At 67.7% G+C, this 23,517-nt stretch carries 26 protein-coding genes; 22 read left to right on the top strand and 4 right to left on the bottom strand.

Translation table 11 applies throughout. From position 1 onward, the window contains the following. Positions 1–235 precede the first annotated feature (235 nt). The 12 genes from AC1D2E_RS17475 to AC1D2E_RS17420 all read left to right on the top strand — a co-directional run bounded on the left by AC1D2E_RS17475 (position 236) and on the right by AC1D2E_RS17420 (position 10,836). Positions 236–598 (top strand): ComEA family DNA-binding protein, encoded by a 363-nt coding sequence (locus AC1D2E_RS17475; protein WP_478198554.1) that lies wholly within the window; start codon positions 236–238, stop codon positions 596–598. 181 nt (positions 599–779) lie between these two features. Beyond that, positions 780–1,748, top strand: a complete 969-nt coding sequence (locus tag AC1D2E_RS17470) for a TRAP transporter substrate-binding protein (RefSeq protein WP_478198553.1) — start codon at positions 780–782, stop codon at positions 1,746–1,748. Positions 1,749–1,766: 18 nt separating this feature from the next. Beyond that, entirely contained in the window at positions 1,767–2,273 is a 507-nt protein-coding gene (locus tag AC1D2E_RS17465) for a TRAP transporter small permease (RefSeq protein WP_478198552.1), read from the top strand. Beyond that, positions 2,266–3,567: a TRAP transporter large permease gene (locus tag AC1D2E_RS17460; protein ID WP_478198551.1), complete on the top strand. Its 1,302-nt coding sequence runs from the start codon at positions 2,266–2,268 to the stop codon at positions 3,565–3,567. Before AC1D2E_RS17465 ends, AC1D2E_RS17460 begins: the two co-directional genes overlap by 8 nt. A 16-nt stretch (positions 3,568–3,583) precedes the next feature. Beyond that, positions 3,584–3,961: a fluoride efflux transporter CrcB gene (crcB, locus tag AC1D2E_RS17455; RefSeq protein WP_478198550.1), complete on the top strand. Its 378-nt coding sequence runs from the start codon at positions 3,584–3,586 to the stop codon at positions 3,959–3,961. Between the two features lie 42 nt (positions 3,962–4,003). Further along, a complete protein-coding gene (locus tag AC1D2E_RS17450) occupies positions 4,004–6,904 on the top strand; it encodes a monovalent cation/H+ antiporter subunit A (protein WP_478198549.1) in 2,901 nt (966 codons plus the stop codon). 207 nt (positions 6,905–7,111) lie between these two features. Then, positions 7,112–7,465, top strand: coding sequence for a Na+/H+ antiporter subunit C (locus tag AC1D2E_RS17445; RefSeq protein ID WP_478198548.1), 354 nt, complete (start codon positions 7,112–7,114; stop codon positions 7,463–7,465). Continuing rightward, a complete protein-coding gene (locus AC1D2E_RS17440) occupies positions 7,462–9,162 on the top strand; it encodes a monovalent cation/H+ antiporter subunit D (RefSeq protein ID WP_478198547.1) in 1,701 nt (566 codons plus the stop codon). The genes AC1D2E_RS17445 and AC1D2E_RS17440 overlap by 4 nt, the downstream gene beginning before the upstream one ends. After that, on the top strand, positions 9,162–9,653 hold the full coding sequence (locus AC1D2E_RS17435) for a Na+/H+ antiporter subunit E (RefSeq protein WP_478198556.1): 492 nt from the start codon (positions 9,162–9,164) through the stop codon (positions 9,651–9,653). The genes AC1D2E_RS17440 and AC1D2E_RS17435 overlap by 1 nt, the downstream gene beginning before the upstream one ends. Beyond that, positions 9,650–9,928: a K+/H+ antiporter subunit F gene (locus tag AC1D2E_RS17430; protein ID WP_478198546.1), complete on the top strand. Its 279-nt coding sequence runs from the start codon at positions 9,650–9,652 to the stop codon at positions 9,926–9,928. Before AC1D2E_RS17435 ends, AC1D2E_RS17430 begins: the two co-directional genes overlap by 4 nt. Then, positions 9,925–10,272: a monovalent cation/H(+) antiporter subunit G gene (mnhG, locus tag AC1D2E_RS17425; RefSeq protein ID WP_478198545.1), complete on the top strand. Its 348-nt coding sequence runs from the start codon at positions 9,925–9,927 to the stop codon at positions 10,270–10,272. Before AC1D2E_RS17430 ends, mnhG begins: the two co-directional genes overlap by 4 nt. A 9-nt stretch (positions 10,273–10,281) precedes the next feature. After that, positions 10,282–10,836, top strand: coding sequence for a DedA family protein (locus AC1D2E_RS17420; RefSeq protein ID WP_478198544.1), 555 nt, complete (start codon positions 10,282–10,284; stop codon positions 10,834–10,836). 29 nt (positions 10,837–10,865) lie between these two features. On the opposite strand, the gene AC1D2E_RS17415 is transcribed toward AC1D2E_RS17420, so the two are convergent. Beyond that, the gene (locus AC1D2E_RS17415) at positions 10,866–12,209 is read right to left on the bottom strand and encodes an MFS transporter (RefSeq protein ID WP_478198543.1); all 1,344 of its coding nucleotides are present in this window, start codon (positions 12,207–12,209) and stop codon (positions 10,866–10,868) included. 147 nt (positions 12,210–12,356) lie between these two features. Between AC1D2E_RS17415 and cyoA the strand changes: the two genes are divergently transcribed. The 7 genes from cyoA to AC1D2E_RS17380 are packed head-to-tail and all read left to right on the top strand — an operon-like array spanning position 12,357 to position 19,029. Next, a complete protein-coding gene (cyoA, locus tag AC1D2E_RS17410) occupies positions 12,357–13,418 on the top strand; it encodes a ubiquinol oxidase subunit II (RefSeq protein WP_478198542.1) in 1,062 nt (353 codons plus the stop codon). A 1-nt stretch (position 13,419) separates the two neighbouring features. Beyond that, the gene (gene cyoB, locus AC1D2E_RS17405; RefSeq protein WP_478198541.1) at positions 13,420–15,423 is read left to right on the top strand and encodes a cytochrome o ubiquinol oxidase subunit I; all 2,004 of its coding nucleotides are present in this window, start codon (positions 13,420–13,422) and stop codon (positions 15,421–15,423) included. Then, a complete protein-coding gene (gene cyoC / locus AC1D2E_RS17400) occupies positions 15,416–16,057 on the top strand; it encodes a cytochrome o ubiquinol oxidase subunit III (protein WP_478198540.1) in 642 nt (213 codons plus the stop codon). Before cyoB ends, cyoC begins: the two co-directional genes overlap by 8 nt. Continuing rightward, the gene (gene cyoD, locus AC1D2E_RS17395; RefSeq protein ID WP_478198539.1) at positions 16,054–16,446 is read left to right on the top strand and encodes a cytochrome o ubiquinol oxidase subunit IV; all 393 of its coding nucleotides are present in this window, start codon (positions 16,054–16,056) and stop codon (positions 16,444–16,446) included. The genes cyoC and cyoD overlap by 4 nt, the downstream gene beginning before the upstream one ends. A gap of 22 nt (positions 16,447–16,468) precedes the next feature. Further along, complete coding sequence (locus tag AC1D2E_RS17390; RefSeq protein ID WP_478198538.1) at positions 16,469–17,215, top strand: SURF1 family protein; 747 nt, start codon at positions 16,469–16,471, stop codon at positions 17,213–17,215. Then, a complete protein-coding gene (locus AC1D2E_RS17385; protein WP_478198537.1) occupies positions 17,199–18,503 on the top strand; it encodes an ATP-binding protein in 1,305 nt (434 codons plus the stop codon). Before AC1D2E_RS17390 ends, AC1D2E_RS17385 begins: the two co-directional genes overlap by 17 nt. After that, positions 18,493–19,029 carry a response regulator transcription factor gene (locus AC1D2E_RS17380; protein WP_478198536.1) on the top strand — a complete coding sequence of 179 codons (537 nt, stop codon included), beginning with the start codon at positions 18,493–18,495 and terminating at the stop codon, positions 19,027–19,029. Before AC1D2E_RS17385 ends, AC1D2E_RS17380 begins: the two co-directional genes overlap by 11 nt. A 51-nt stretch (positions 19,030–19,080) precedes the next feature. On the opposite strand, the gene AC1D2E_RS17375 is transcribed toward AC1D2E_RS17380, so the two are convergent. Together AC1D2E_RS17375 and AC1D2E_RS17370 are read right to left on the bottom strand one after the other, a co-directional pair. Beyond that, on the bottom strand, positions 19,081–19,902 hold the full coding sequence (locus AC1D2E_RS17375; protein WP_478198535.1) for an alpha/beta fold hydrolase: 822 nt from the start codon (positions 19,900–19,902) through the stop codon (positions 19,081–19,083). Between the two features lie 96 nt (positions 19,903–19,998). Then, entirely contained in the window at positions 19,999–20,190 is a 192-nt protein-coding gene (locus AC1D2E_RS17370; RefSeq protein WP_478198534.1) for a hypothetical protein, read from the bottom strand. Positions 20,191–20,377: 187 nt separating this feature from the next. Between AC1D2E_RS17370 and AC1D2E_RS17365 the strand changes: the two genes are divergently transcribed. Both AC1D2E_RS17365 and AC1D2E_RS17360 read left to right on the top strand, forming a co-directional pair. After that, positions 20,378–20,701 carry a hypothetical protein gene (locus AC1D2E_RS17365; protein WP_478198533.1) on the top strand — a complete coding sequence of 108 codons (324 nt, stop codon included), beginning with the start codon at positions 20,378–20,380 and terminating at the stop codon, positions 20,699–20,701. Positions 20,702–20,803: 102 nt separating this feature from the next. After that, positions 20,804–21,019: a hypothetical protein gene (locus AC1D2E_RS17360; RefSeq protein WP_478172204.1), complete on the top strand. Its 216-nt coding sequence runs from the start codon at positions 20,804–20,806 to the stop codon at positions 21,017–21,019. A gap of 28 nt (positions 21,020–21,047) precedes the next feature. Here the strand turns inward: AC1D2E_RS17360 and AC1D2E_RS17355 are convergent, their stop codons facing one another. After that, positions 21,048–22,271 (bottom strand): NAD(P)/FAD-dependent oxidoreductase, encoded by a 1,224-nt coding sequence (locus tag AC1D2E_RS17355; protein ID WP_478198532.1) that lies wholly within the window; start codon positions 22,269–22,271, stop codon positions 21,048–21,050. A gap of 96 nt (positions 22,272–22,367) precedes the next feature. Between AC1D2E_RS17355 and AC1D2E_RS17350 the strand changes: the two genes are divergently transcribed. Then, complete coding sequence (locus AC1D2E_RS17350) at positions 22,368–23,507, top strand: FAD-dependent monooxygenase (RefSeq protein ID WP_478198531.1); 1,140 nt, start codon at positions 22,368–22,370, stop codon at positions 23,505–23,507. Positions 23,508–23,517: the final 10 nt, after the last annotated feature.

Here is a 23,517-nt window from a genome sequence, read left to right as displayed (position 1 = left end):
GGGCGGCCCGGCGCCGGCCTGAGCCCCCACGCTCCCTCACTTCATGGGGTCGCTGCCCCCCGAGGGGGCCGCAGGCCGCCTTGGGGCGGCCCGGCGCCGGCCTGAGCCCCCGCGCTCCCTCACTGTTTCGCGCCCCCCGAATCGGCCCTTCGCCGCTATCATGGTCCGCGCCGGGCGCACTCGGCGCACGGTGGAGCGTTTCGGCGCTTCTCACACCATGTCAGGGAGAGAAGAAATGATGAAAAAGATCGTGGCCATCACGGCCATGCTGTTCGCGGTCGCCTCCTGGGCGGCCATCGATGTCAACAAGGCCACCAACGCCGAACTCGATGGCATCAAGGGGGTCGGCCCCGCGTTGTCCAGGCGCATCACGGATGCACGCAAGGAAGCGCCGTTCAAGGATTGGACGGACTTCATGACGCGGGTCAAGGGCGTGAAGGAGAAGGCGGCCACCAAGCTGTCGGCCGAAGGCCTGACAGTGAACGGCCAGGCCTTCGGTGCTGCGCCTGCGCCGGCCGAGGTGCCGAAGAACGAGGTCAAGGCCGAGCCGAAGAAGGCCGCCGCAGCCAGCCCCGCCAAGACGGCTTCCAAGCCGTAACCCCGGGCGAGGCGCGCACGCGCCGCCGCTGATCCCAAGCCGCCTTCGGGCGGCTTTTGCGTTGTCGCTTTCCCCCGCGGCCACGCCACGGCCGATGGCAGGGAAATGCCCGAGCGATGGCCCGATATTTGCACGTATGCTGCCGATCGCCTTTTTCAATTTCGCACGTTCTGGAGAGTCCATGAATCACAAGTTCGGCATTGCACTCGCCGGCCTCACCCTTGGCGCAGCAGCGTTCGCGCAAACCAAGTGGGACCTGCCCACGGCCTACCCCGCCACCAACTTCCACACCGAGAACATCACGCAGTTCGCGAGCGACGTCGACAAGGCCAGTGCAGGCAAGCTCAAGATCACGGTGCATCCGAACGCGGCCCTGTTCAAGGCCCCCGAGATCAAGCGCGCGGTGCAGGGCGGCCAGGCGCAGATGGGCGAGATCCTGCTGGTCAACTACCAGAACGAATGGCAGATGTTCGGTGCCGACGGCATCCCGTTCCTGGCCGACAGCTACGACGCCGCGTGGAAGCTCTACCAGGCACAGAAGCCGGTGCTCGAGAAGAAGCTGGCCGAGCAGGGCATCATGCTGCTCTACGCCGTCGCCTGGCCGCCCCAGGGCATCTTCGTCAAGAAGGAGATCGCGTCGGCCACAGACCTGAAAGGCGTCAAGTGGCGTGCCTACAGCCCCGCGACGGCGCGCATCGGCGAACTGGTCGGCGCCCAGCCGGTCACGGTGCAGCAGGCCGAGCTGTCGCAGGCCATGGCCACCGGCGTGATCGAGTCCTACATGTCCTCCGGCTCGACCGGCTACGACACCAAGACCTACGAGTACATCAAGAACTTCTACGACACGCAGGCCTGGCTGCCGAAGAACGCCGTGCTGGTCAACAAGAAGGCCTTCGACGCGCTCGACAAGCCGTCGCAGGAGGCGCTGCTGAAGGCCGGGGCCGAGGCCGAGAAGCGCGGCTGGGAGCTGTCGAAGAAGAAGAACCTCGAGTACCTCGAACTGCTGAAGAAGAACGGCATGACCATCCATGCGCCATCGGCCCAGCTCAAGTCCGACATGAAGAAGGTCGGCGACACGATGATCAAGGAATGGCTCGAGAAGGCCGGGCCCGAAGGCCAGGGCGTGGTCGACGCCTTCAAGAAGATGTAGGGCGAACGACCGGCTCCAATGCGCAAGACACTCGACTTTCTCTATGGCAGCGCCGCCGCCCTGGCGGCGCTTTTCATGGTCGGCCTGCTGGTGATGGTGCTGCTGTCGATCATCGGACGGCAGCTGCAGTTCAACATCCCGGGCATCGACGCCTATGCCGGCTACCTCATGGCGGGCAGCGGCTTTCTGGCGCTGGCCCACACGCTCAAGCGCGGCGAGCATATCCGCGTTTCGCTGATCGTCTCCCGATTGGGGCCGACCGGACGCCGCTGGCTGGAACGCTGGGCCTGTGGCGCCGCGGCCATGCTGGCGGCACTGTTCGCCTTCTACAGCGTGCGGCTGGCCTGGCAATCGCACGGCTACAACGACATCTCCACCGGCAACGACGCGACGCCCCTGTGGCTGCCGCAGCTGGGCATGGCCATCGGTGCCGTGGTGTTCGCGATCGCCACCGTCGACGAGTTCTTCGTCGAATGGAACGGACGCCCGCTGCAGATGAACGCCGAGGCGCTGCGCCATGAGTGACGTCGCGGTTGCCGGCCTGCTGATCCTCGCGCTGTTCCTGATCCTCGGCAGCGGGGTCTGGATCGGCCTCACGCTCTCGGGCGTCGCCTGGATCGGCATGCAGTTGTTCTCCGCCCGTCCGGCCGGCGACGCGATGGCCGTGACGATCTGGGGCTCGGCCTCCGGCTGGACGCTGACGGCGCTGCCGCTGTTCTTGTGGATGGGCGAGGTCCTGTTCCGCACCAAGCTCTCGCAAGACATGTTCAAGGGCCTGGCGCCCTGGATGCAGAGCCTGCCCGGGCGCCTGCTGCACACCAACGTGGCGGGCTGCGCCGTGTTCGCCGCCGTCTCGGGCTCGAGTGCCGCCACCTGCGCGACGATCGGCAAGATGACGCTGCCCGAGCTCAAGCGGCGAGGCTATCCCGACGACATGGTGATCGGCACGCTGGCCGGCGCCGGCACGCTGGGCCTGCTGATCCCGCCCTCGATCATCATGATCGTCTACGGCGTCAGCGCCGACGTCTCGATCGCCCGGCTCTTCATCGCCGGCGTGGTACCGGGCATCATGCTGGCCGTGCTGTTCTCGGGCTACATCGCCGTCTGGGCCCTGCTGCATCCGGACCGGGTGCCGCCGGCCGATCCGCCGATGCCCTTCGGCGCCAAGCTGCGGGCGTCGCTGAGCCTGATCCCGGTCGCGCTGCTGATCCTCTCGGTGCTCGGCTCGATCTACGCCGRCATTGCGACCGCCACCGAGGCCGCCGCGGTGGGCGTGGTCGGCGCGCTGGTCATCTCGGCCCTGCAGGGGTCGCTGAACTGGAGCACCTTCAAGGAGTCGCTGCTGGGCGCGACGCGGCTGTATTGCATGATGGCGCTGATCCTCGCGGGAGCCGCCTTCCTCACGCTGGCGATGGGCTACATCGGGCTGCCGCGGCATCTGGCCGAGTGGATCGGCTCGCTCGGGCTGTCGAAGTTCCAGCTGATCGTGATGCTGGCCTTGTTCTACATCGTGCTCGGCTGCTTCCTGGACGGCATCTCGATGGTGGTGCTGACGATGGGCGTGATCATGCCGACCGTGACGGCCGCGGGAATCGACCCGGTGTGGTTCGGCATCTTCATCGTGCTGGTGGTGGAGATGGCGCAGATCACGCCGCCGGTGGGCTTCAACCTGTTCGTGCTGCAGGGCATGACGGGCCGCGACCTGCTCTACATCGCCCGCGTCACCTTGCCGATGTTCTTCCTGATGGTGGCGGCGGTGCTGATCATCTACGTCGCGCCGCAACTCGTCACCTGGTTGCCGCAGCAGATGGCGCCGTGAGCGCATCGCGCCTCTCATGCCTCTTCACGTCATTGCCATCTGTGCCGGCGCCTCCATCGGCGCCCTGAGCCGCTGGGGCCTCGGGCTCTGGCTGTCGACCCCCGGTTCGCTGCCATGGGGAACCGTGGCCGCGAACCTGGTCGGCGGCTACCTGATCGGGATCGCGGTCGCCACCTTCCAGGCCATGCCGCAACTCGATCCGGTCTGGCGACTCGCGCTCATCACCGGCTTCCTCGGCGGACTCACGACCTTCTCGAGTTTCTCGGCCGAAGTCGTCGCCATGCTGACGCAGGGACGCCTCGTGCTCGCACTGGGCACCGCCACGCTGCACGTGGCGGGCTCCCTGGCCCTCACCTGGCTGGGCATCCGGACGGTCCGGCAATTCATGGCCTGAGCGAGGGAATTGCCGAAGGGGCGGTCGATAGAATCGATCGCAATGCCCCTTGTCCTCCTCGTTGCACTCCCCTTCGTCGCCAGCGTGCTCGCCGCATTGCTGCCATCGAACGCGCGCAACCGGGAGTCGACGCTGGCGGGGCTGGTCGCGCTGGGCTGCGCGGTGCAGGCCGCCTGGTTCTTTCCAGACCTTGCCAACGGCAACGTGATCCGCCAGCGGGTCGAGTGGCTGCCCGTGCTCGGACTCGACCTGAGCTTCCGCATGGACGGCTTCGCCTGGCTCTTCTGCATGCTGGTGCTGGGCATCGGCGCGCTCGTGGTGCTGTACGCGCGCTACTACATGTCGGCCTCGGACCCGGTGCCGCGCTTCTTCTCGTTCCTCCTCGCCTTCATGGGCGCGATGATGGGCGTGGTGCTGTCGGGCAACCTGATCCAGATGGTGATGTTCTGGGAGCTCACCAGCCTGTTCTCGTTCCTGTTGATCGGCTACTGGCACCATCGGCGCGATGCGCGGCGCGGTGCCAGCATGGCACTCGCGGTCACGGCCGCGGGCGGGCTGTGCCTGCTGGCCGGCGTGCTGATCCTCGGCCGCATCGTCGGCAGCTACGACCTCGACATGGTGCTGGCCTCGGGCGACCTGGTCCGCGCCAACCCGCTCTATCCGGTGGTGCTGGTGCTGGTGCTGCTGGGCGCCTTTACCAAGAGCGCGCAGTTCCCGTTCCACTTCTGGCTGCCGCGTGCGATGGCGGCGCCGACACCGGTGTCGGCCTACCTGCATTCGGCCACGATGGTGAAGCTCGGCGTGTTCCTCATGGCCCGCCTGTGGCCGGTGCTCTCGGGCACCGAGCCATGGTTCTGGCTGGTCGGCGGCGCCGGCGCGATCACGCTGCTGCTCGGCGGCTACGTGGCGATGTTCCAGCGCGACCTGAAGGCGCTGCTGGCCTATTCGACGATCTCGCATCTCGGCCTCGTCACGCTGCTGCTCGGGCTCAACAGCCCGCTCGCGGCGGTCGCGGCGGTGTTCCACATCATGAACCACGCGACCTTCAAGGCCTCGCTGTTCATGGCCGCCGGCATCATCGACCACGAGAGCGGCACCCGCGACATCAGCAAGCTCAGCGGGCTGCTGAAGCTGATGCCGATCACCGGCACGCTGGCCATCATCGCCAGTGCCTCGATGGCCGGCGTGCCGCTGCTCAACGGCTTCCTGTCGAAGGAGATGTTCTTCGCCGAGACGGTCTTCATCCAGTCGAACCGCTGGGTCGACCTCAGCCTGCCGATCATCGCCACCCTGGCCGGCACCTTCAGCGTCGCCTATTCGGCGCGCTTCGTGTTCGACGTCTTCTTCGGCCCGCCCTGCGGCGCCGACCTCCCGAAGACACCGCACGAGCCGCCGCACTGGATGCGCGTGCCGGTCGAACTGCTGGTGTTGATCTGCCTGGTGGTCGGCGTGGCGCCGGCCTGGTCGGTGGGGGCCCTCCTGGCCGCGGCGGCGGCGCCGGTGGTCGGCGGCGAACTGCCCGCCTACAGCCTGGCGCTGTGGCACGGCTTCAACCTGCCGCTCATGATGAGCTTCATCGCGCTGGCCGGCGGCGCGCTGCTCTACCTGCTGCAGCGGCGCGGCCGCGCGCTCGGCGTGCTCTCGACGACGCCGCTGCTGCATCGCCTCGACGGCCAGCGCATCTTCGAGAACGCGATGGCACGGCTCAGCGAGATCGGCCGACGCAGCCGGCGCCTGCTCGGTACGCGCCGGCTGCAGACGCAGCTGCTGCTGCTGGTCGCGGTCGCCGTCGCCGGTGCCGGTGCGGCGCTCTGGGTCACGCCGGTCGCGCGCGGCACGCGAGCGCCGCTGCCCTTCTCGCCGATGTTCGCGATGACCTGGCTGATCGGCGCCACCTGCGCGGTCAGCGCGGCCTGGCAGGCCAAGTTCCACCGGCTGGCCTCGCTGATGCTGGCCTCGGGCGCAGGGCTGGTCTGCTGCATCACCTACATCTGGTTCTCGGCACCCGACCTGGCGCTCACGCAGCTGGTGGTCGAGACCGTCACCACCGTGCTGATCCTGCTTGGACTGCGCTGGCTGCCGATGCGCACCGCCCAGCAGGAACCGGTGCGCGGCTGGCTGCGAACCTGGGGCCGGCGCGGCCGCGACGTCGCGATCGCGATCGCGGCCGGCACCGGCATGTCGGCCATCGCCTGGAGCGTCATGACGCGGCCATTCCCGCTCAGCATCTCGCCCTTCTTCCTCGACAGCGCGCTGTCCGAGGGCGGCGGCAGCAACGTGGTCAACGTGATGCTGGTCGACTTCCGCGGCTTCGACACCTTCGGCGAAATCACCGTGCTGGGCGTGGTCGCGCTGACGGTCTACGCGCTGCTGCGTCGCTTCCGTCCGGCGATCGAATCGATGGCGCTGCCGATCCAGCAACGGCTGCAGCCCGACGACGGCAGCAGCGACCTGCTGAATCCGCGCCGCGCCAAGGACACCGCGGTCGGCTACCTGATGGTGCCGGCCGTGCTGGTGCGGCTGCTGCTGCCGCTGTCGGTGCTGGTCTCGGTCTACTTCTTCATGCGCGGCCACAACCAGCCGGGCGGCGGCTTCGTCGCCGGGCTCGTGATGTCGGTGGCGCTGTTGCTGCAGTTCATCGTCTCGGGCACCGAATGGGTCGAGGAGCACCTGCGGATCTATCCGCGGCGCTGGATCGCGGCCGGCCTGCTGCTGGCGCTGGCGACCGGCGGCGGCGCGGTGGTCCTCGGCTATCCGTTCCTGACGACGCACACGGCGCACCTGCAATTGCCGCTCGTCGGCGAGGTGCACGTACCGAGCGCGCTGTTCTTCGACATGGGCGTGTTCGCCCTGGTGCTCGGCGCCACCATGCTGATACTCACCGCGCTCGCCCACCAATCGATCCGCAGCCACCGCTGGTCCGACGAGCAGGCCGAAAAATGACCACCCCCGTTGCTTGCTCACTTCGTGTAGCCGCCCGGAGTCGCTGCCCGAGGCAGCGGCTCTTCGAGTCCGTCCAAGCCTACGCAGGCAGGCTTGGAGCCGCGGCCCTCAGCCCCCTCAAGGGGGCAACACCAGCGGCCCGGCAAAGCCGGTTCCGCGGTGTTTCACGAACGGACGACGCTTCGACTATCGAGTCGCTTCGCTGACATGGAAGTCGTGCTCGCCATCGCCATCGGCGTCCTCACCGGGTCGGGCGTCTACCTGCTGCTGCGGCCGCGCACCTTCCAGGTGATCATGGGGCTCACGCTGATTTCGTACGCCGTCAACCTGTTCATCTTCAGCATGGGCCGGCTCAAGGTCGACAGCGAGCCGGTGCTCGAGCCAGGCCGGATCGCGACCCTCGCGAACACCGCCGATCCGATGCCGCAGGCGCTGGTACTGACCGCCATCGTGATCGGCTTCGCGATGACCGCGCTGTTCCTGGTGGTGCTGCTGGCCTCGCGCGGCCTGACCGGCACCGACCACGTGGACGGCAAGGAACGCCGGGAGTCGCAGGAATGACGGAGTTCCCGGCCTTCCTCGACCGGCTGCTCGAGTTCAGCATGCCGCACCTGATCGCTGTGCCGATCCTGGTGCCGATGCTGACCGCCGCCCTGATGCTGCTGCTCGGCGAGGAACACCGCCGCAGCAAGTCGGCGCTCAGCGTGGTCTCGGGGCTGGTCGGCCTGCTGACCGCGCTGGCGCTGCTGCGCTGGGTCAATGCAGCCGATACCGGCGGCGGCCCCGGCTCGATCGGCGTCTACCTGCCCGGCAACTGGCGCGCGCCCTTCGGCATCGTGCTGGTGGCCGACCGGCTGTCGAGCCTGATGGTCGCGCTGACCGGTGTCGTCGCCTTCGCCGCCTCGATCTACTCGACCTCGCGCTGGGACCGTGCGGGCGTCCATTTCCATCCGCTGCTGCAGCTGCAGCTGATGGGGCTCAACGGCGCCTTCCTGACCGGCGACCTGTTCAACCTCTTCGTCTTCTTCGAGGTGATGCTGGCCGCTTCCTACGGCCTGCTGCTGCACGGCTCGGGACGGCTGCGGGTGCAGGCCGGGCTGCACTACGTGGCGATCAACCTCGCGGCCTCCTCGCTGTTCCTGATCGGCGCCTCGCTGCTCTATGGCGTGACGGGCACGCTGAACATGGCCGACCTGGGCGTGCGCATCGCGCAGCTCGATCCGGCCGACCGCGGCCTGGTGCATGCGGCGGCGGCCATCCTCGCGACCGCCTTCTTCGCCAAGGCCGGCGCCTGGCCGCTCAATTTCTGGCTGGTGCCGGCCTACAGCGCCGCGGTATCGCCGGTCGGCGCGGTTTTCTCCCTGCTGACCAAGCTGGGCATCTACACGATCCTGCGGCTCTGGAGCCTGCTGTTCGCGCCCGACACCGGCGCCTCGGCCCAATTCGGCCAGGGTGTGCTGATCACGACCGGGCTGGCGACGCTGTTCGTCGGCGCCTTGGGCATCGTCGGCACCCAGCGGCTGTCGAATCTCGCCGGCTACAGCGTGCTGGTCTCGGCCGGGACGCTGCTGGCGGCGATCGGCTTCGGCCAGCCGGCGGTGTGGGCCGGCGCCCTCTACTACCTGCTGAGCTCGACCCTGGCGGCGGCCGCCTTCTTCATGCTGATCGACATGGTCGAGCGCTGGCGCAACGCCGGCGCGAGCATCGCGCCGCACGAGGCGGCGGGCGACGCGCCTTTCCTGTCCAAGGACCTGCGCCGGCTCGACGACGTCAACCTCGACGACGACGCCCAGGCGCTCTACGGCCGCGCCATTCCGGCCGGCGTCGCCTTCCTCGGGCTCAGCTTCGTCTGCTGCACGCTGCTGCTGGCGGGCATGCCCCCGCTGTCGGGCTTCGTCGGCAAGTTCGCAATGCTGTCGGGCCTGCTCGGCGGCGCGCGCGTGTCGCCGGCGGCCTGGGTCTTCCTCGGGCTGCTGATGGTCTCCGGCTTCTTCTCGCTGCTGGCGCTGGGCCGGACCGGCATCCGGCACTTCTGGACCCAGGCCCATGCCACCCTGCCGGCGCTGCCCGCGCTCGAGGTGCTGCCGGTCGCCGCGCTGCTCGCGGCCTGCATGGCGCTGACGATCGAAGGCGGGACGGTGATGCATCATGCGGCCGCGACCGCCGACGGCCTGTTCTCGCCGACCGCCTACCGCAAGGCGGTGCTGGGTGCGACGCAGGTGCCGAACCCGGTCGCCGCGCCGGAGGCTGCGAAATGATCAGGCGCTGGCTGCCCTCGCCGGCACTGTCGATGGCGCTGTTCGTCGTCTGGCTGCTGCTGAACCAGTCGCTGGACGCGGCCACCCTGCTGCTGGCGGCCATCCTCGCGATCGCGGTGCCGGTGCTGACCCAGTCGCTGCGCCCGGCCCGGGCTCGGATGCGCCGGCCTGCGGTGGCGCTGCGGCTCTCGGGCGTGGTCGCCTTCGACCTGGTCCATTCGGCGCTGACGGTGGCGCGCCTGCTGCTGACGCGCCGCAACGACCGGATGTCGCCGCGCTTCGTGCGCGTTCCGCTCGAGCTGCGCGATCCGAATGCGCTGGCGGTGCTGGCGATGATCATCTGCCTGACGCCCGGCACCGCCTGGGCCGAGATCGCGCTCGACCGCTCGACCTTGCTGATCCACGTGTTCGACACCGACGACGTCGCGGCCTTCATCGCCATGGTGAAGTCGCGCTATGAGGTCCCGCTGATGGAAATCTTCGAATCATGACGCCCGCGCTCCTCTGGGCGCTCAAGCTTGCGCTGCTGCTGCTCGCGGTGGCGATGCTGTGCGCGCTCTACCGCCTGCTGATCGGGCCCACCGCGCAGGACCGCGTGATGGCACTCGACTGCCTCTACATCAACGGCATGCTGATGATGCTGGTGCTCGGCATCATCTATGCGAGCAACGTCTACTTCGAGGCCGCGATGCTGATCGCGCTGTTCGGCTTCGTCGGCTCGACCGCGATCGCCAAGTTCCTGCTGCGCGGGGAGGTGATCGAATGAACAGCATCATCCAGGGACCGCTGCCGCTGTGGGCGGAACTCCTGACCGCCGTGTTCGCCGTGACCGGCGCCGCCTTCGCGGCCATCGGCTCGTTCGGACTCGTGAAGGTGCCGACCTTCTTCCGCCGCATCCATGCGCCCACGCTCGGTGCCACGCTCGGCGTCTGGTGCATGACCCTGGCCACCATCATCTACTTCTCGGTCCAGGGCCGAAGCCTGTTCCTGCACGCGCTGCTGATCGCCCTCTTCGTCGCGCTCACCGCGCCGGTCACCACCATCTTCCTGATGCGCGCGGCGCTGTTTCGCGAGCGGCAGAAGAAGGGCGATTTTCCCCCTCCGGGCTGAGGCTCGCCCGTGCATCTGTCCGACCTGCTGCAGCAATACGGCTACATCGTGGTCTTCGTGGCCGGCCTCTTCGAGGGCGAGACGATCCTGATGCTGGGCGCCTTCGCGGTGCACCAGGGCTACCTGTCACTCGGGCCGTTGATCGCCTGCGGCGCGGCAGCCGCGTTCGTGACCGACCAGGTCTACTTCCACCTGAGCCGGCGCAAGGGCGCCGAGCTGCTGGCGAAGCGCCCCAAGCTGCGAGCCCACGTCGAGCGGGTCAACGGCTTCGTCGGCCGGCATCCGGTGGCGACGATCTTCCTCATGCGATTCGCCTGGGGCCTGCGCATCGCATTGCCCGCCACGCTCGGCATGGGTCCGATGCGGACCCCGGTCTATGCCGCGCTCGACGCCGTGGCCGCGGTCCTGTGGGCGGCTGTCATCACCTTGTTCGGCCTCAAGCTCACGGGCTGGGTGCATGCCTGGGTCGGCCACCTGAAGCCTTACGAGCACCCACTGATCCTCGCCGCGCTGCTGATCACGCTGGCGATGGCGCTCTGGCGCCAATGGCATGCGCGCCGCTGAAGGCGCCGCCAACGCATCAGGAGGGGGTTCTACTCCTTGATTTCGAGGGCGCGGTTGACCCGTAGCGCGGCCAGCGTGCAGAGCGCGCCGGAAAGCAGGTAGACGCTGACATAGCCGAGGCCGAAGTTGGCCGACAGGCCCAGTGCCACCAGCGGCGCGAAGGCGGCGCCGATCAGCCAGGCCAGGTCGGCGGTCAGCGCGGCGCCGGTATAGCGGTACTTCGACTCGAAGTTGGCCGTGACCGCACCGGCCGCCTGGCCATAGGAGAGGCCCAGGATCACGAAGCCCAGCAGGATGAAGACGTCCTGGCCGAGCTTGCCGCCGTCCAGCAGCGTCGGCGCGAAGCCGCTGAACACCGCGATCGCCACCGCCAGACTGCCCAGGGTGTTGCGCCGGCCGATGCGGTCGGCGATCACGCCCGAAACCACGATGCCGCAGGCGCCAAGCACCGCGCCGATCATCTGGACGACCAGGAATTCGCTCACCGACTGGCTCGAGTACAAGGTGATCCAGGACAACGGGAACACCGTGATCAGGTGGAACAACGCATAGCTCGCCAGCGCGGCGAAGGCGCCGATGACCAGGTTGTAGCCCTGCGAGCGCGTGATCTCGACGACACTGGCCGGCTCCAGTTCACGTTGCTCGAGCAGGCGGTCGTACTCGTTGGTGGCGACCAGGCGCAGGCGGGCGAACAGCGCCACGACATTGATCGCAAACGCCACGTAAAAGGTGTAACGCCATCCCCAGTCGAGGAAGTCCTCGATCGAGAGGCTTGAATACAGGTACGCGAACAGAGCGCTGGCGACGAAGAAGCCTACCGGCGCACCCAGCTGGCCCAGCATGGCGTACCAGCCGCGGCGGTTCTCGGGCGCGTTGAGCGCCAGCAGCGACGGCAATCCGTCCCAGGAGCCGCCGAGCGCGATGCCCTGGCCGACCCGAAGGATGGACAGCAGGACGATCGACGCGAAGCCCATGCTGGCATAGCCCGGCAGGAAGGCGATGCCGGCGGTCGAGATGCCGAGCATGAACAAGGCGGCGGTGAGCTTGGCCTCGCGGCCGAAGCGGCGCTGGATCACCATCGAGGCCACGGTGCCGAAGGGCCGTGCGATGAAGGCGAAGGAGAAGATCACGAAGGCGTAGAGCGTGCCCTCGAGGCGGTTTTCCATCGGGAAGAAGACCGCCGGGAACACCAGCACCGAGGCGATGCCGTAGACGAAGAAGTCGAAATACTCCGAGGCGCGGCCGATGATCACGCCGACCGCGATCTCGCCTGGAGCGATCGGCGAATGGTCCGAGGCGGCGTCGGGGCTGTCGTGCTGGGTGTCGTGCAGCGGCGAAGAGACGCTGGGAGGACGGATGCTGGACGTCGTCATTTCTGCTTGGGGGTCGTGTTCAACTGGATACTCCGAGGGTCTCACCGAATCGAGATTGCCGCCATAGGACAAAACGTCCAATATCCCGCAGTCGCCAAACGAAGTAGATTGTGGTCCCTTTTGCGCACCCATTGCTCATTTCCCGGCATGCCTCCCCTCAAGAACTTTCGCGGACTGCTCCTGCTCCCGCTCGCCCTGTTGGCGGGCTGCGACATGGTGCTGTTGAACGCATCCGGCGACGTCGCCCGCCAGCAAGGCCAGCTGATCGTCGTCTCCACGGTCCTGATGCTGCTGATCATCGTGCCGGTGATCGCCCTCACCATCTATTTCGCCTGGCGCTACCGGCAGACGAACAAGGAGGCGAACTATTCGCCCGACTGGGACCACTCCACCGAACTGGAACTGGCCATCTGGGGCGCCCCGCTGCTGATCATCATCGCCCTCGGCGCCATCACCTGGATCAGCACCCACACGCTGGACCCCTACCGCCCGCTGCGCCGCATCGAAGCCGGCCGCCCGGTCCCGACCGAAGCCAAGCCGCTGACGGTCGAAGTCGTCGCTCTCGACTGGAAATGGCTCTTCATCTACCCCGAGCAGGGCATCGCCACGGTGAACGAACTGGCGGCCCCGGTGGACCGGCCGATCGTCTTCAAGATCACCGCCTCCTCGGTGATGAATTCCTTCTTCATCCCGGCGCTGGCCGGCCAGATCTACGCCATGCCGGGCATGGAGACCAAGCTCAACGCGGTGATCAACAAGCCGGGTGACTTCGAGGGCTTCTCGGCCAACTACAGCGGCGCCGGCTTCTCCGGCATGCGCTTCCGCTTCCACGGCGTGAGCGCAACCGACTTCGAGGCCTGGGTCCAGAAGGCCAAGGCGGCCGGCGGCGAGCTGAGCCGCGCCGCTTACCTCGAACTCGAGCGCCCGAGCGAACGCGAGCCCGTGCGCCGCTTCGCCGCGGTCGCGCCCGACCTCTACGACGCCATCGTCAACCGCTGCGTCGACCGAAACAAGATGTGCATGGACCAGATGATGGCCATCGACGCGGACGGCGGACTCGGCAAGGTCGGCGCCTACAACGTCTCGCCCCGCACCTGGCAGCCCGAGGCCAGCATTCCGCCCCGCACTTACGTAGCGGCCATGTGCAGCGTCAACGATCCCGCCGGACTTTCGCTTCCGCTTTCCACCGCCCGCATCCGAGAAGAATAAGATGCCCGACCATCCCGACCTGACGAAGCTCATCTTCGGCCGCCTCTCCTGGGAGGCCATTCCTTTACACGAACCGATCCTGCTGGCGACCTTCATCGCGGTCGTCCTCGGCGGCGTCGCGATCCTTGCCGCGATCACCTATTTCCGCGTCTGGGGCACGCTGTGGCGCGACTGGATCACCAGCATCGACCACAAGAAGATCGGCGTCATGTACATCATCCTCGGGCTGGTGATGCTGCTGCGCGGCTTCTCCGACGCGATCATGATGCGGGCCCAGCAGGCCTTCGCCTTCGGCGACAACGCCGGCTTCCTGCCGCCGCACCACTACGACCAGATCTTCACGGCCCACGGCGTGATCATGATCTTCTTCGTCGCGATGCCGCTGGTCACGGGCCTCATGAACTTCGTCGTGCCGCTGCAGATCGGCGCCCGTGACGTCGCCTTCCCGTTCCTGAACAATTTCAGCTTCTGGATGACCACCTTCGGCGCCGGGCTGGTGATGGCCTCGCTGTTCGTCGGCGAGTTCGCACGCACCGGCTGGCTCGCCTACCCGCCGCTGTCGGGGCTGGAGTTCAGTCCCGATGTCGGGGTCGACTACTACATATGGTCCTTGCAGATCGCGGGGGTCGGCACCTTGCTCTCGGGCATCAACCTGATCGCGACCATCGTCAAGATGCGCGCCCCGGGCATGACGCTGATGAAGATGCCGGTGTTCACCTGGACCGCGCTCTGCACCAACATCCTGATCGTCGCCGCCTTCCCGGTGCTGACCGCCGTGCTGGCCCTGCTGTCGCTCGACCGCTTCGTCGGCACCAACTTCTTCACGAACGACTTCGGCGGCAACGCCATGATGTACGTGAACCTGATCTGGATCTGGGGCCACCCCGAGGTCTACATCCTGGTGCTGCCGGTGTTCGGCGTGTTCTCCGAGGTCGTCGCGACCTTCAGCGGCAAGCGCCTGTTCGGCTACGCCTCGATGGTCTACGCCACGCTGGTGATCACGATCCTCTCGTACCTCGTGTGGCTGCACCACTTCTTCACGATGGGTTCGGGCGCCAGCGTGAACTCCTTCTTCGGCATCACGACGATGATCATCTCGATCCCGACCGGGGCGAAGATCTTCAACTGGCTGTTCACGATGTACAAGGGCCGCATCCGCTTCGAGCTGCCCATGATGTGGACGATCGCCTTCATGATCACCTTCGTGATCGGCGGCATGACCGGTGTGCTGCTGGCGGTGCCGCCGGCCGACTTCGTGCTGCACAACAGCCTGTTCCTGATCGCGCACTTCCACAACGTGATCATCGGCGGCGTGCTGTTCGGCCTGATGGCCGGCATCACCTACTGGTACCCGAAGGCCTTCGGCTACAGGCTCGAGCCGTTCTGGGGCAAATGCTCGTTCTGGTTCTGGGTCATCGGTTTCTATTTCGCCTTCATGCCGCTCTACGTGCTGGGCCTGATGGGCGTGACCCGCCGCGTGAGCCACTTCGAGGATCCGTCCTACCAGATCTGGTTCCAGATCGCGGCCTTCGGCGCCGTGCTGATCGCGCTCGGCATCGGCTCGTTCCTGATCCAGCTGGTGGTGAGCTACGTGCGCCGCGATTCGCTGCGCGACAAGACCGGCGACCCATGGAACGGCCGCACGCTCGAATGGTCGACCTCCTCGCCGCCGCCGGCCTACAACTTCGCCTTCACGCCGCGCGTGCAGGACAACGACGCCTGGACCTACATGAAGAAGCACGGCTACGTCCGGCCGCTCGAAGGCTTCATCCCGATCCACATGCCGAAGAACACCGGCGCCGGCTTCGTCATCGCTGCCCTGGCCGCGGCCTGCGGCTTCACGCTGATCTGGCAGATGTGGCTGCCGGCCGGCATCTGCTTCGCCGCGACGCTGATCGCCGTGATCGTCCATACCTTCAACTACAAGCGCGACTACCACGTCCCCACGGAGGAAGTCGTCCGCACCGAAGGCGCTCGTACCCGCCTGCTCGCCGGCCATGTCTGATACCACCGTTCTTTCCCCCGCCGGCGCCCTGGGCGCCCATCCGGACCCGCGCTTCCACGTGCAGGGCGAGCATCACCCCGAGAACGGCACCCTGCTCGGGTTCTGGCTCTACCTGATGAGCGACTGCCTGGTGTTCGCCTGCCTGTTCGCGATGTACGCGGTGCTGGGCCGCAGCTACGCGGCCGGCCCCTCGGGCGCCGACCTGTTCGACCTCAAGCTGGTGGCGCTCAACACCGCCTTCCTGCTGCTGTCCTCGATCACCTACGGTTTCGCGATGATCGAGATGCAGCGCAAGCGCATGCAGGCGACGCTGGTCTGGCTGGTCGTCACCGCCCTGTTCGGCGCCAGCTTCATCGCGGTCGAGCTCTTCGAATTCGTGCACTTCATCCACGAAGGCGCGGTGCCGCAGCGCAGCGCCTTCCTGTCGTCCTTCTTCGCGCTGGTCGGCACCCACGGCCTGCACGTCACCTTCGGCCTGGTCTGGCTGGTGGTGCTCATGGTGCAGCTGGGGCAGCGCGGCTTCGTCGCCGACAACCGCCGCCGGCTGCTGTGCCTGTCGATGTTCTGGCACTTCCTGGACGTGGTCTGGATCGGCGTCTTCACCTTCGTGTACCTGATGGGAGTGTTGCCATGAGCGCGCACAACGAACACGCCGATCACGGCGGCCATGACGAGCACGCGCACGACGGTGCGCCCCACGCCACCTTCAAGGGCTACATGACGGGTTTCATCCTGTCGGTGATCCTGACCGCGATCCCCTTCTGGCTCGTGATGGGCAACGTGTTCGAGAAGAGCAGCACCACGGCCCTGGTGGTCCTCGCCTTCGCGGCGGTGCAGATCGTGGTCCACATGATCTACTTCCTGCACATGAACGCCCGGTCGGAGAACGGCTGGACCATGCTGGCCCTGATCTTCACCGTGGTGCTGGTCGTGATCACGCTGAGCGGCTCGCTGTGGGTCATGTACCACCTGAATCACAACATGATGCCGGGCCTGATGCACGAGACGCACAAGATGCCCTGATGCGTGCAGGCGCGGCGCTTCGGTGAGGAAACTTCTTCCGCGGCTCGCGCTGGCCTCGTGCGCGCTGCTGGCCTTCGCGGGCTTCTTCGCCCTCGGCACCTGGCAGCTGGAGCGTCGGGCCTGGAAGCTGGACCTGATCGCGCGGGTCGACCAGCGCGTTCATGCCCCGGCCACCGAGGCGCCGGGCCCCGACCGCTGGGCCGGCGTCAACCGGGCGGACGACGAGTACCGCCGCGTTCGTGCCACCGGCACCTTCCTCCACGACCGCGAGACCCTGGTCCAGGCGAGCACGGAGCTCGGCAGCGGCTACTGGGTGCTGACGCCCTTGCGCATGGCCGACGGCCGGGTGCTGCTGGTCAACCGCGGCTTCGTCGCGCCGCCGCAGAAGGACCCGGCCGCCCGCGGCGTTCAGGAGCCCGCCGGTCCGGTCACCGTGACCGGCCTGCTGCGCCTGACGGAGCCGCATGGTGCGCTGTTGCGCAAGAATGATCCGGACGCCCAGCGCTGGTACTCGCGCGACGTCCAGGCGATCGCCCGGGCGCGCGGCCTCGGCGAGGTCGCCCCCTACTTCGTCGATGCGGACGCCGGGGCACCGGGGCCGCCACGCGGCGGCCTGACCGTGATCTCGTTCCCCAACAACCACATGGTCTACGCCCTCACCTGGTACGCGCTGGCGCTGATGGTCGCCGGCGCGGCGGGGTACGTCATCCGCGAGCAGCGCCGGCCGCAGAATGACGGTGAGGAGGCACGCGATGGCGCGCGAGACTGAAGGCGGCGACGCCACTGGCCTGGAGAACATGCAGCAGCTGATCCAGCTGCGCTGGATCGCCGTGGTCGGCCAGGTGGCCACCATCGCGGTGGTGCACTACGGCTTCGGCATCCGCCTGCCGCTTGACCGGATGCTGGCGGTGCTGGCCTTCCTGGCGGCCTTCAATGCCGCCAGCCAGCTGCGCTGGCGCATCCATCGCGACGTCAGCAACGGCGAGCTCTTCGTCGCGCTGCTGGTCGACGTCGCGATGCTGACCGCGCAGCTCTACCTGAGCGGCGGTGCCGCCAACCCCTTCGTCTTCCTGTACCTGCTGCAGGTGATCCTGGGTGCGGTGCTGCTGGAGGCCTGGTCGACCTGGACCATCGTCGGCATCACCAGCGCCTGCTTCGCCGGGCTGGCGATCTTCAGCGGCCCGCTCGAACTGCCGATCGACCACGGGCGCGGACTGCTGAGCCCCTACATCCTCGGCATGCTGATCTGCTTCGCGCTCAACGCGGCGCTGCTGGTGGTCTTCATCAGCCGCATCAGCCGCAACCTGCGCGCCCGCGACGCCCGGCTGGCGGCACTGCGCGAACGGGCCGCCGAGGAAGAACACATCGTGCGCATGGGCCTGCTGGCCTCGGGCGCGGCGCACGACCTGGGCACACCGCTGGCGACTCTGTCGGTGATCCTCGGCGACTGGCGCCACCTGCCGCATTTCACGTCCGACCCCGAATTGCTCGCCGAGATCGACGAAATGCAGGCCCAGGTGCAGCGCTGCAAGACCATCCTGAGCGGCATCCTGCTGTCGGCCGGGGAGGCGCGCGGCGAATCCTCGCTCGAGACCACGGTCAGCACCTTTCTCGACGACCTGGCCGAAGAGTGGCGCACCACGCGGCCGGTGCTGGCCTTCGAGTACGAGAATCGCTTCGGCCACGACCTGCCGATGGTTTCCGACTCGGCCCTGAAGCAGACCCTCTGCAACGTGCTCGACAATGCGCTCCAGGCCTCGCCCGACTGGGTGCGGCTCGAAGCGACCCACGATGGCGACACCCTGCGTCTCACGGTCACCGATGCCGGCCCCGGATTCGCACCCGGCATGCTGGCCGACTTCGGCAAGCCCTACCTGTCGACCAAGGGCCGTCCCGAAGGCGGGCTGGGGCTGTTCCTGGTGGTCAACGTGGCGCGCACGCTGGGCGGCAAGGTCAACGCGCGCAACCGCCCCGAAGGCGGGGCCGAGGTGACGCTCACCCTGCCGCTGGCGTCGATCATTCTCGAAGAGGAGGAAGACGAAGGAAATGGAAGCTGAACGCCTGCTGCTCATCGTCGAGGACGACGCCGCCTTCGCCCGCACGCTCGGCCGCTCGTTCGAGCGGCGCGGCTACTCGGTGCTGCTGGCGGCCAACCGCGACGAGGTCGCGGCCCTGCTTCGGACCCATTCGCCGCGCTACGCGGTGGTCGACCTCAAGCTCAGCGGCGAGGCCTCGGGGCTGGCCTGCGTGCAACTCCTGAACCGGCACGACCCGGCCATGCTGATCGTGGTGCTGACCGGCTTCGCCAGCATCGCCACGGCGGTCGAGGCGATCAAGCTGGGCGCCTGCCACTATCTGGCCAAGCCCTCCAACACCGACGACATCGAAGCCGCCTTCGGCCGCGCCGAAGGCGACACCGACATCGAGCTCACCAATCGCTCGACCTCGATCAAGACACTCGAATGGGAGCGCATCCACGAAACCCTGGCGGAAACCGGCTTCAATATTTCCGAGACGGCCCGAAGGCTCGGCATGCATCGCCGCACGCTGGCACGCAAGCTGGTCAAGCAACAGGTCAAGTAGCGGGCGCGCCTGGCGCCGACTTGTGCCGCGCCCGGGGGAAGACCCTTCGCCTCAGCGCTTGATGAACGCCAGCAGGTCGGCGTTGAACTCATCGGCCTGCGTAGTCGCCAGGCCGTGCGAACCGCCCGGATAGATCTTCAGGGTCGCGCCTTTCACGAGCTTGGCCGACAACAGGCCCGAGGCCCCGATCGGCACGATCTGGTCGTCGTCGCCGTGGGCGATCCAGGTCGGGATGTCGAACTTCTTCAGGTCCTCGGTGAAGTCGGTCTCGGAGAACTGCTTGATGCAGTCCAGCAGGCCCTTGTGGCCGCCCAGCATGCCCTGCAGCCAGAACGAATCGCGCACGCCTTGCGAGGGCTTGGCCCCCGGCCGGTTGTAGCCGTAGAACGGCGTCGTCAGATCCTTGAAGAACTGCGAGCGGTCGGCCGTGACACCGGCGCGGATGCCGTCGAAGACCTCGATCGGCAGGCCGCCGGGATTGGCCTCGGTCTTCAGCATCAGCGGCGGCACCGCGCCCAGCAGCACCGCCTTGCCGACCCGCGCGGTGCCGTGCCGTCCGATGTAGCGCGTCACCTCGCCGCCGCCGGTGGAGTGGCCCACCATCACCGCGTCCCGGATGTCCAGCGCGTTCATCAGCTCGGCCAGGTCGTCGGCGTAGGTGTCCATGTGGTTGCCGTCCCACGGCTGGCTGGAGCGGCCGTGGCCGCGCCGGTCATGCGCGATCACGCGATAGCCGCGCTCGCCGAGGAACACCATCTGTGCGTCCCAGGCGTCGGCCGTCAGCGGCCAGCCATGGGAGAAGACGACCGGGCGCCCCTTGCCCCAGTCCTTGTAGTAGATCTGCGTGCCGTCCCGGGTCGTGATGCTGCTCATGGGCGTCCTTTCGAATGGGGCGGCAGATGCCGCCAAAGGTGACGGGATGGATCCTAAGGGAAGGTGCGCCATGCCGTCTGCCCCTGGGGGGCGAGCCTAGAGCCCGGCGACGTACTTGAATCCGACGATCAGCAGCACCGCCAGCACGGCCAGGAACAGCAGGCGACCCCATCGCACGCGCGGGTGGCTGGACAGGTCATGCAATTCCGAGCGGTGCAGGCCCGAGAACGATGTCGAGTCGGGCTTGTCCCGGGCCCAGTCGTGGAAGTTGTCTCTTTCGGTGTTCATGTAATACATTTTAACTAACATTACATGGTTCGACACAAGCCCCACGCGAAGTCGACGCGCACGAGCTCCAGCGCGTTGAGCAACAGAAGCGAATCCGAACGACACAAGATTTCGCACCGGCCTTACGCGAGCTTCACATGCGGCGCGCAGCATGAAGATCCTTCCAGACCCCGAAAGAGAGACCGCGATGAACAAGTTCCTTGTAGCCATCGGCACCACCGCCCTGCTGTCGCTGAGTCTGCTGGCCGCCCCGGCCCAGGCCCAGCCCTACGACAACCGCGTGATGGTGATCCCGGCGCCCCCGCCTCCGCCGCGCGGTTATGTCGTGGTCCCGCGACCGGTGCAGCCCTCCTATGGCTGGTATGCGCAGGGCGATGAACGCCGCGCCTACCGCCACGGTTGGGGCGATCGCGACCACGACGGCGTGCCCAACCGCTACGACCGGGATCGCGACGGCGACGGCGTGCCCAACCGCTACGACCGCCGTCCCGACAATCCCTACCGCTATTGATCGAGCGGATCGCAGGGACGGCGTCGGATGTGGCCGCCGATTCCGACGTAACGTAGGCTTCGGCCTACAGAAATCACCCTCGCGAACGTCCACCATGAGGGCATGAAGAATCCGATCAAACTCGTCATCGACGAGCCGGCGCCCGGGTCTTTTCTCTGGACGCTGCTCGAATGCGACGCCGGTGGCGTCCCCCACAAGGTGGTGCGCGCCGCCGAGTATGCCGCCGACACCTACGAGGCCGCGCTGGCGGCCGGCACGCGGATGATGGACGCCGAGATTCGCAAGAACCTGGCGCCGCGTCCGGCCGACGTTTCCTGACCTTGCCCGCGCTCGTCCAGAACAGGCCCTAAGCCAGGTGCGCCTTGAGCGGCACGGCCGGATCGGCCGCGACCGCCGGGTCGGGGCTGCGGCCCGCTTCCAGCAGCTTGCGGCTCATCAGGTGGTCCACCGGCGCATTGACCGACTCGACGCAGTGCAGCTGGCCGTCCACGTAGTGCAGCAGCGAGAACGAAGCCGGGTTGGCTCCGGGCCGCTTCACCGTGGCGTGGCCGGCGGTGCCGGGTGCGGGCACCAGGCCCGCCATCTGCAGCCGCATGCCGCCCTGGTCCGACCAGAACCACGGCACCGCATCGTGCGGCCTCGGCGCGCCGGTCAAGGTCGCGACCGCGGTGCGGGCCTGGTCGTTGGCGTTCTGCACCGATTCCAGACGCAGCGCCTGGCCGGCGCGCCGGTCGGGGAAGCGGGTGCAATCGCCGACCGCGAGCACGGCCTCGTCGCTGGTCTGCATGTAGGCGTCGACCACGATGCCGTCGGCGCACTCGAGGCCGGCCGCCTCGGCCAGCGCGGTCTCGGGCACTGCGCCGATGCCGAGCAGCAGCAGGTCGATGGCCTGCGGCTCGCCATCCACCTCGATGGACGCCAGGCGCGGCCCCTTGACCTCCATCACGCCGCTCTGCACCCCGACACGCACGTCCATTCCGGCCGCACGGTGGGTCGCCAGCACGTGCGCCGACAGCTCCGGCGACACCGCGCGGCTCAGCAGCCGCGGCGCGCTCTCGAGCACCCGCACCTGCTTGCCGAGCGCCAGCGCCGTGGCCGCCACCTCGAGGCCGATGAAGCCGCCGCCGAGCACCGTCACATGCCTGGCCGCCGCGAGCAAGGCGCGCAATTGCGCCGCTTCGTCGGCGGCGCGCAGCAGGGCCACGTTGGACAGCCCTGCCAGCGCCGACAGCCGACGGGCGCGGGTGCCGGTCGCGAGCACCAGCCGATCCCAGCCGAGCACCGCGCCCGAACGCAGCGTGACCGTGCGCGCGCCGCGATCGATCGCCAGCGCCGGGTCGCCCAGGTGCATCGTGATGCCGGCTTCGGCATACCAGGCCTCGGCCCGATGCGGCTGCAGCTGCTCGTCCGGACTCTTCAGGAAGGTCTTGGACAGCGGCGGCCGGTGATACGGGATGGCGGTCTCCTCGCTGACCAGATGGACCCGCGCGCCCTGCCCCGCTTCGGCCAGGCCGGCGCACAGCTGGGCGGCGGCATGGCCGCCGCCGATGATCACGATGTTCGAATTCATGCCCTGTTCCTGTCGTCGATCCGCACAATGATGCGGCCGTGCCCGTGACTGTAGCCTTAGGATGCGGCAAGGGATTCCAACCAAAGAGACAAGACGATGAAGATTCGCATCATCGGCGGCGGCCCCGCGGGACTGTTCTACGCCTACCTCATGAAACGCGACGACCCGTCGCACGACATCCGCGTCTGCGAGCGCGATGCCGAGAACGCCACCTACGGCTGGGGCGTGGTGTTCTCCGACGTGGCCCTGGCCTTCGTGCGCGAGCTGGCGCCCGAGCTCTACCGCTCGATGACCGCGAACCAGGAAGTGTTCGACGAGATGGCGGTGGTGCACCGCGGCGTGCAGGTCAAGCTGGCGCACAACACCTTCCATCGCATGGCGCGCATCGACCTGCTCAAGGCGCTGCATGCGCACTGCCGCGAGGTCGGCGTCGCGATCGAATTCGAGCGCCGCCTCGACGACGTCGCGGACTTCGCCGATGCCGACCTGATCGTGGCGGCCGATGGCGCCAACAGCGCGATCCGCACGCGCTTCGCCGAGCACTTCGGCCCCACGCTCGACGAGCGGCCGAACCTGCTCGCCTGGTATGGCACGACGCAGCTGTTCGACCCGCTGTCGCTGATCTTCCGGCAGAACCCCGACGGCCTCGCGATCGCCCACACCTATCGCTACAGCCGCACCCACAGCACCTTCCTGGTCGAGGTCGACCCGGACACCTTCCGCCAGGCCGGCCTCGACCGCATGGACGAGGCGCACAGCCTGGCCTGGTGCGAGAAGGTCTTCGCCGACGACCTGCAGGGCCACAAGCTGCTGTCGAACAAGTCCAACTGGTTCCGCTACACGATCGTCAAGAACCGCCGCTGGCACTGGAACAACATCGTGCTGATCGGCGATGCGCTGCGCACCGGCCATCCGTCGGTCGGCTCCGGCACCCGGCTCGCGATGCAGGATTCGATCGCGCTCTTCGACGCCTTCAAGGCCTGCGGACCCGACGTGCCGAAGATGCTCGAGGAATTCGTGCGAATCCGCCAGCCCGGCTCCGACGCGCTGCAGCAGGCGGCCATCAAGAGCACCGAGTGGTACGAAAACCTCGGCCCCAAGCTGCCGCTCGACCCGATCTCCTTCGCCTACGACTACGTCACGCGCAGCGGCCGGGTCGACCATGCCGACGTCCGCAAGCGCGACCCCGAACTCGCAGCCGCCTACGAAAAGCTGCACCCTGAACTCAGCTTCTGAACCGGAGGAA

It is taken from the genome of Variovorax sp. P1_H2 (assembly GCF_056405295.1).
This window is presented reverse-complemented; position numbering and strand designations above follow the sequence as displayed.

Excerpts from the sequence above, each read along its gene's own strand:
- cyoC (WP_478198540.1), top strand. The coding sequence starts at position 15,416 with ATGTCTGATACCACCGTTCTTTCCCCCGCCGGCGCCCTGGGCGCCCAT.
- cyoD (WP_478198539.1), top strand. The coding sequence starts at position 16,054 with ATGAGCGCGCACAACGAACACGCCGATCACGGCGGCCATGACGAGCAC.
- AC1D2E_RS17430 (WP_478198546.1), top strand. The coding sequence starts at position 9,650 with ATGACGCCCGCGCTCCTCTGGGCGCTCAAGCTTGCGCTGCTGCTGCTC.
- AC1D2E_RS17350 (WP_478198531.1), top strand. The coding sequence starts at position 22,368 with ATGAAGATTCGCATCATCGGCGGCGGCCCCGCGGGACTGTTCTACGCC.
- AC1D2E_RS17440 (WP_478198547.1), top strand. The coding sequence starts at position 7,462 with ATGACGGAGTTCCCGGCCTTCCTCGACCGGCTGCTCGAGTTCAGCATG.
- AC1D2E_RS17450 (WP_478198549.1), top strand. The coding sequence starts at position 4,004 with ATGCCCCTTGTCCTCCTCGTTGCACTCCCCTTCGTCGCCAGCGTGCTC.
- AC1D2E_RS17365 (WP_478198533.1), top strand. The coding sequence starts at position 20,378 with ATGAACAAGTTCCTTGTAGCCATCGGCACCACCGCCCTGCTGTCGCTG.
- AC1D2E_RS17380 (WP_478198536.1), top strand. The coding sequence starts at position 18,493 with ATGGAAGCTGAACGCCTGCTGCTCATCGTCGAGGACGACGCCGCCTTC.
- AC1D2E_RS17415 (WP_478198543.1), bottom strand. The coding sequence starts at position 12,209 with ATGACGACGTCCAGCATCCGTCCTCCCAGCGTCTCTTCGCCGCTGCAC.
- AC1D2E_RS17445 (WP_478198548.1), top strand. The coding sequence starts at position 7,112 with ATGGAAGTCGTGCTCGCCATCGCCATCGGCGTCCTCACCGGGTCGGGC.
- AC1D2E_RS17355 (WP_478198532.1), bottom strand. The coding sequence starts at position 22,271 with ATGAATTCGAACATCGTGATCATCGGCGGCGGCCATGCCGCCGCCCAG.
- AC1D2E_RS17470 (WP_478198553.1), top strand. The coding sequence starts at position 780 with ATGAATCACAAGTTCGGCATTGCACTCGCCGGCCTCACCCTTGGCGCA.
- cyoB (WP_478198541.1), top strand. The coding sequence starts at position 13,420 with ATGCCCGACCATCCCGACCTGACGAAGCTCATCTTCGGCCGCCTCTCC.
- AC1D2E_RS17385 (WP_478198537.1), top strand. The coding sequence starts at position 17,199 with ATGGCGCGCGAGACTGAAGGCGGCGACGCCACTGGCCTGGAGAACATG.
- mnhG (WP_478198545.1), top strand. The coding sequence starts at position 9,925 with ATGAACAGCATCATCCAGGGACCGCTGCCGCTGTGGGCGGAACTCCTG.
- AC1D2E_RS17465 (WP_478198552.1), top strand. The coding sequence starts at position 1,767 with ATGCGCAAGACACTCGACTTTCTCTATGGCAGCGCCGCCGCCCTGGCG.
- crcB (WP_478198550.1), top strand. The coding sequence starts at position 3,584 with ATGCCTCTTCACGTCATTGCCATCTGTGCCGGCGCCTCCATCGGCGCC.
- AC1D2E_RS17375 (WP_478198535.1), bottom strand. The coding sequence starts at position 19,902 with ATGAGCAGCATCACGACCCGGGACGGCACGCAGATCTACTACAAGGAC.
- AC1D2E_RS17370 (WP_478198534.1), bottom strand. The coding sequence starts at position 20,190 with ATGAACACCGAAAGAGACAACTTCCACGACTGGGCCCGGGACAAGCCC.
- AC1D2E_RS17360 (WP_478172204.1), top strand. The coding sequence starts at position 20,804 with ATGAAGAATCCGATCAAACTCGTCATCGACGAGCCGGCGCCCGGGTCT.
- cyoA (WP_478198542.1), top strand. The coding sequence starts at position 12,357 with ATGCCTCCCCTCAAGAACTTTCGCGGACTGCTCCTGCTCCCGCTCGCC.
- AC1D2E_RS17475 (WP_478198554.1), top strand. The coding sequence starts at position 236 with ATGATGAAAAAGATCGTGGCCATCACGGCCATGCTGTTCGCGGTCGCC.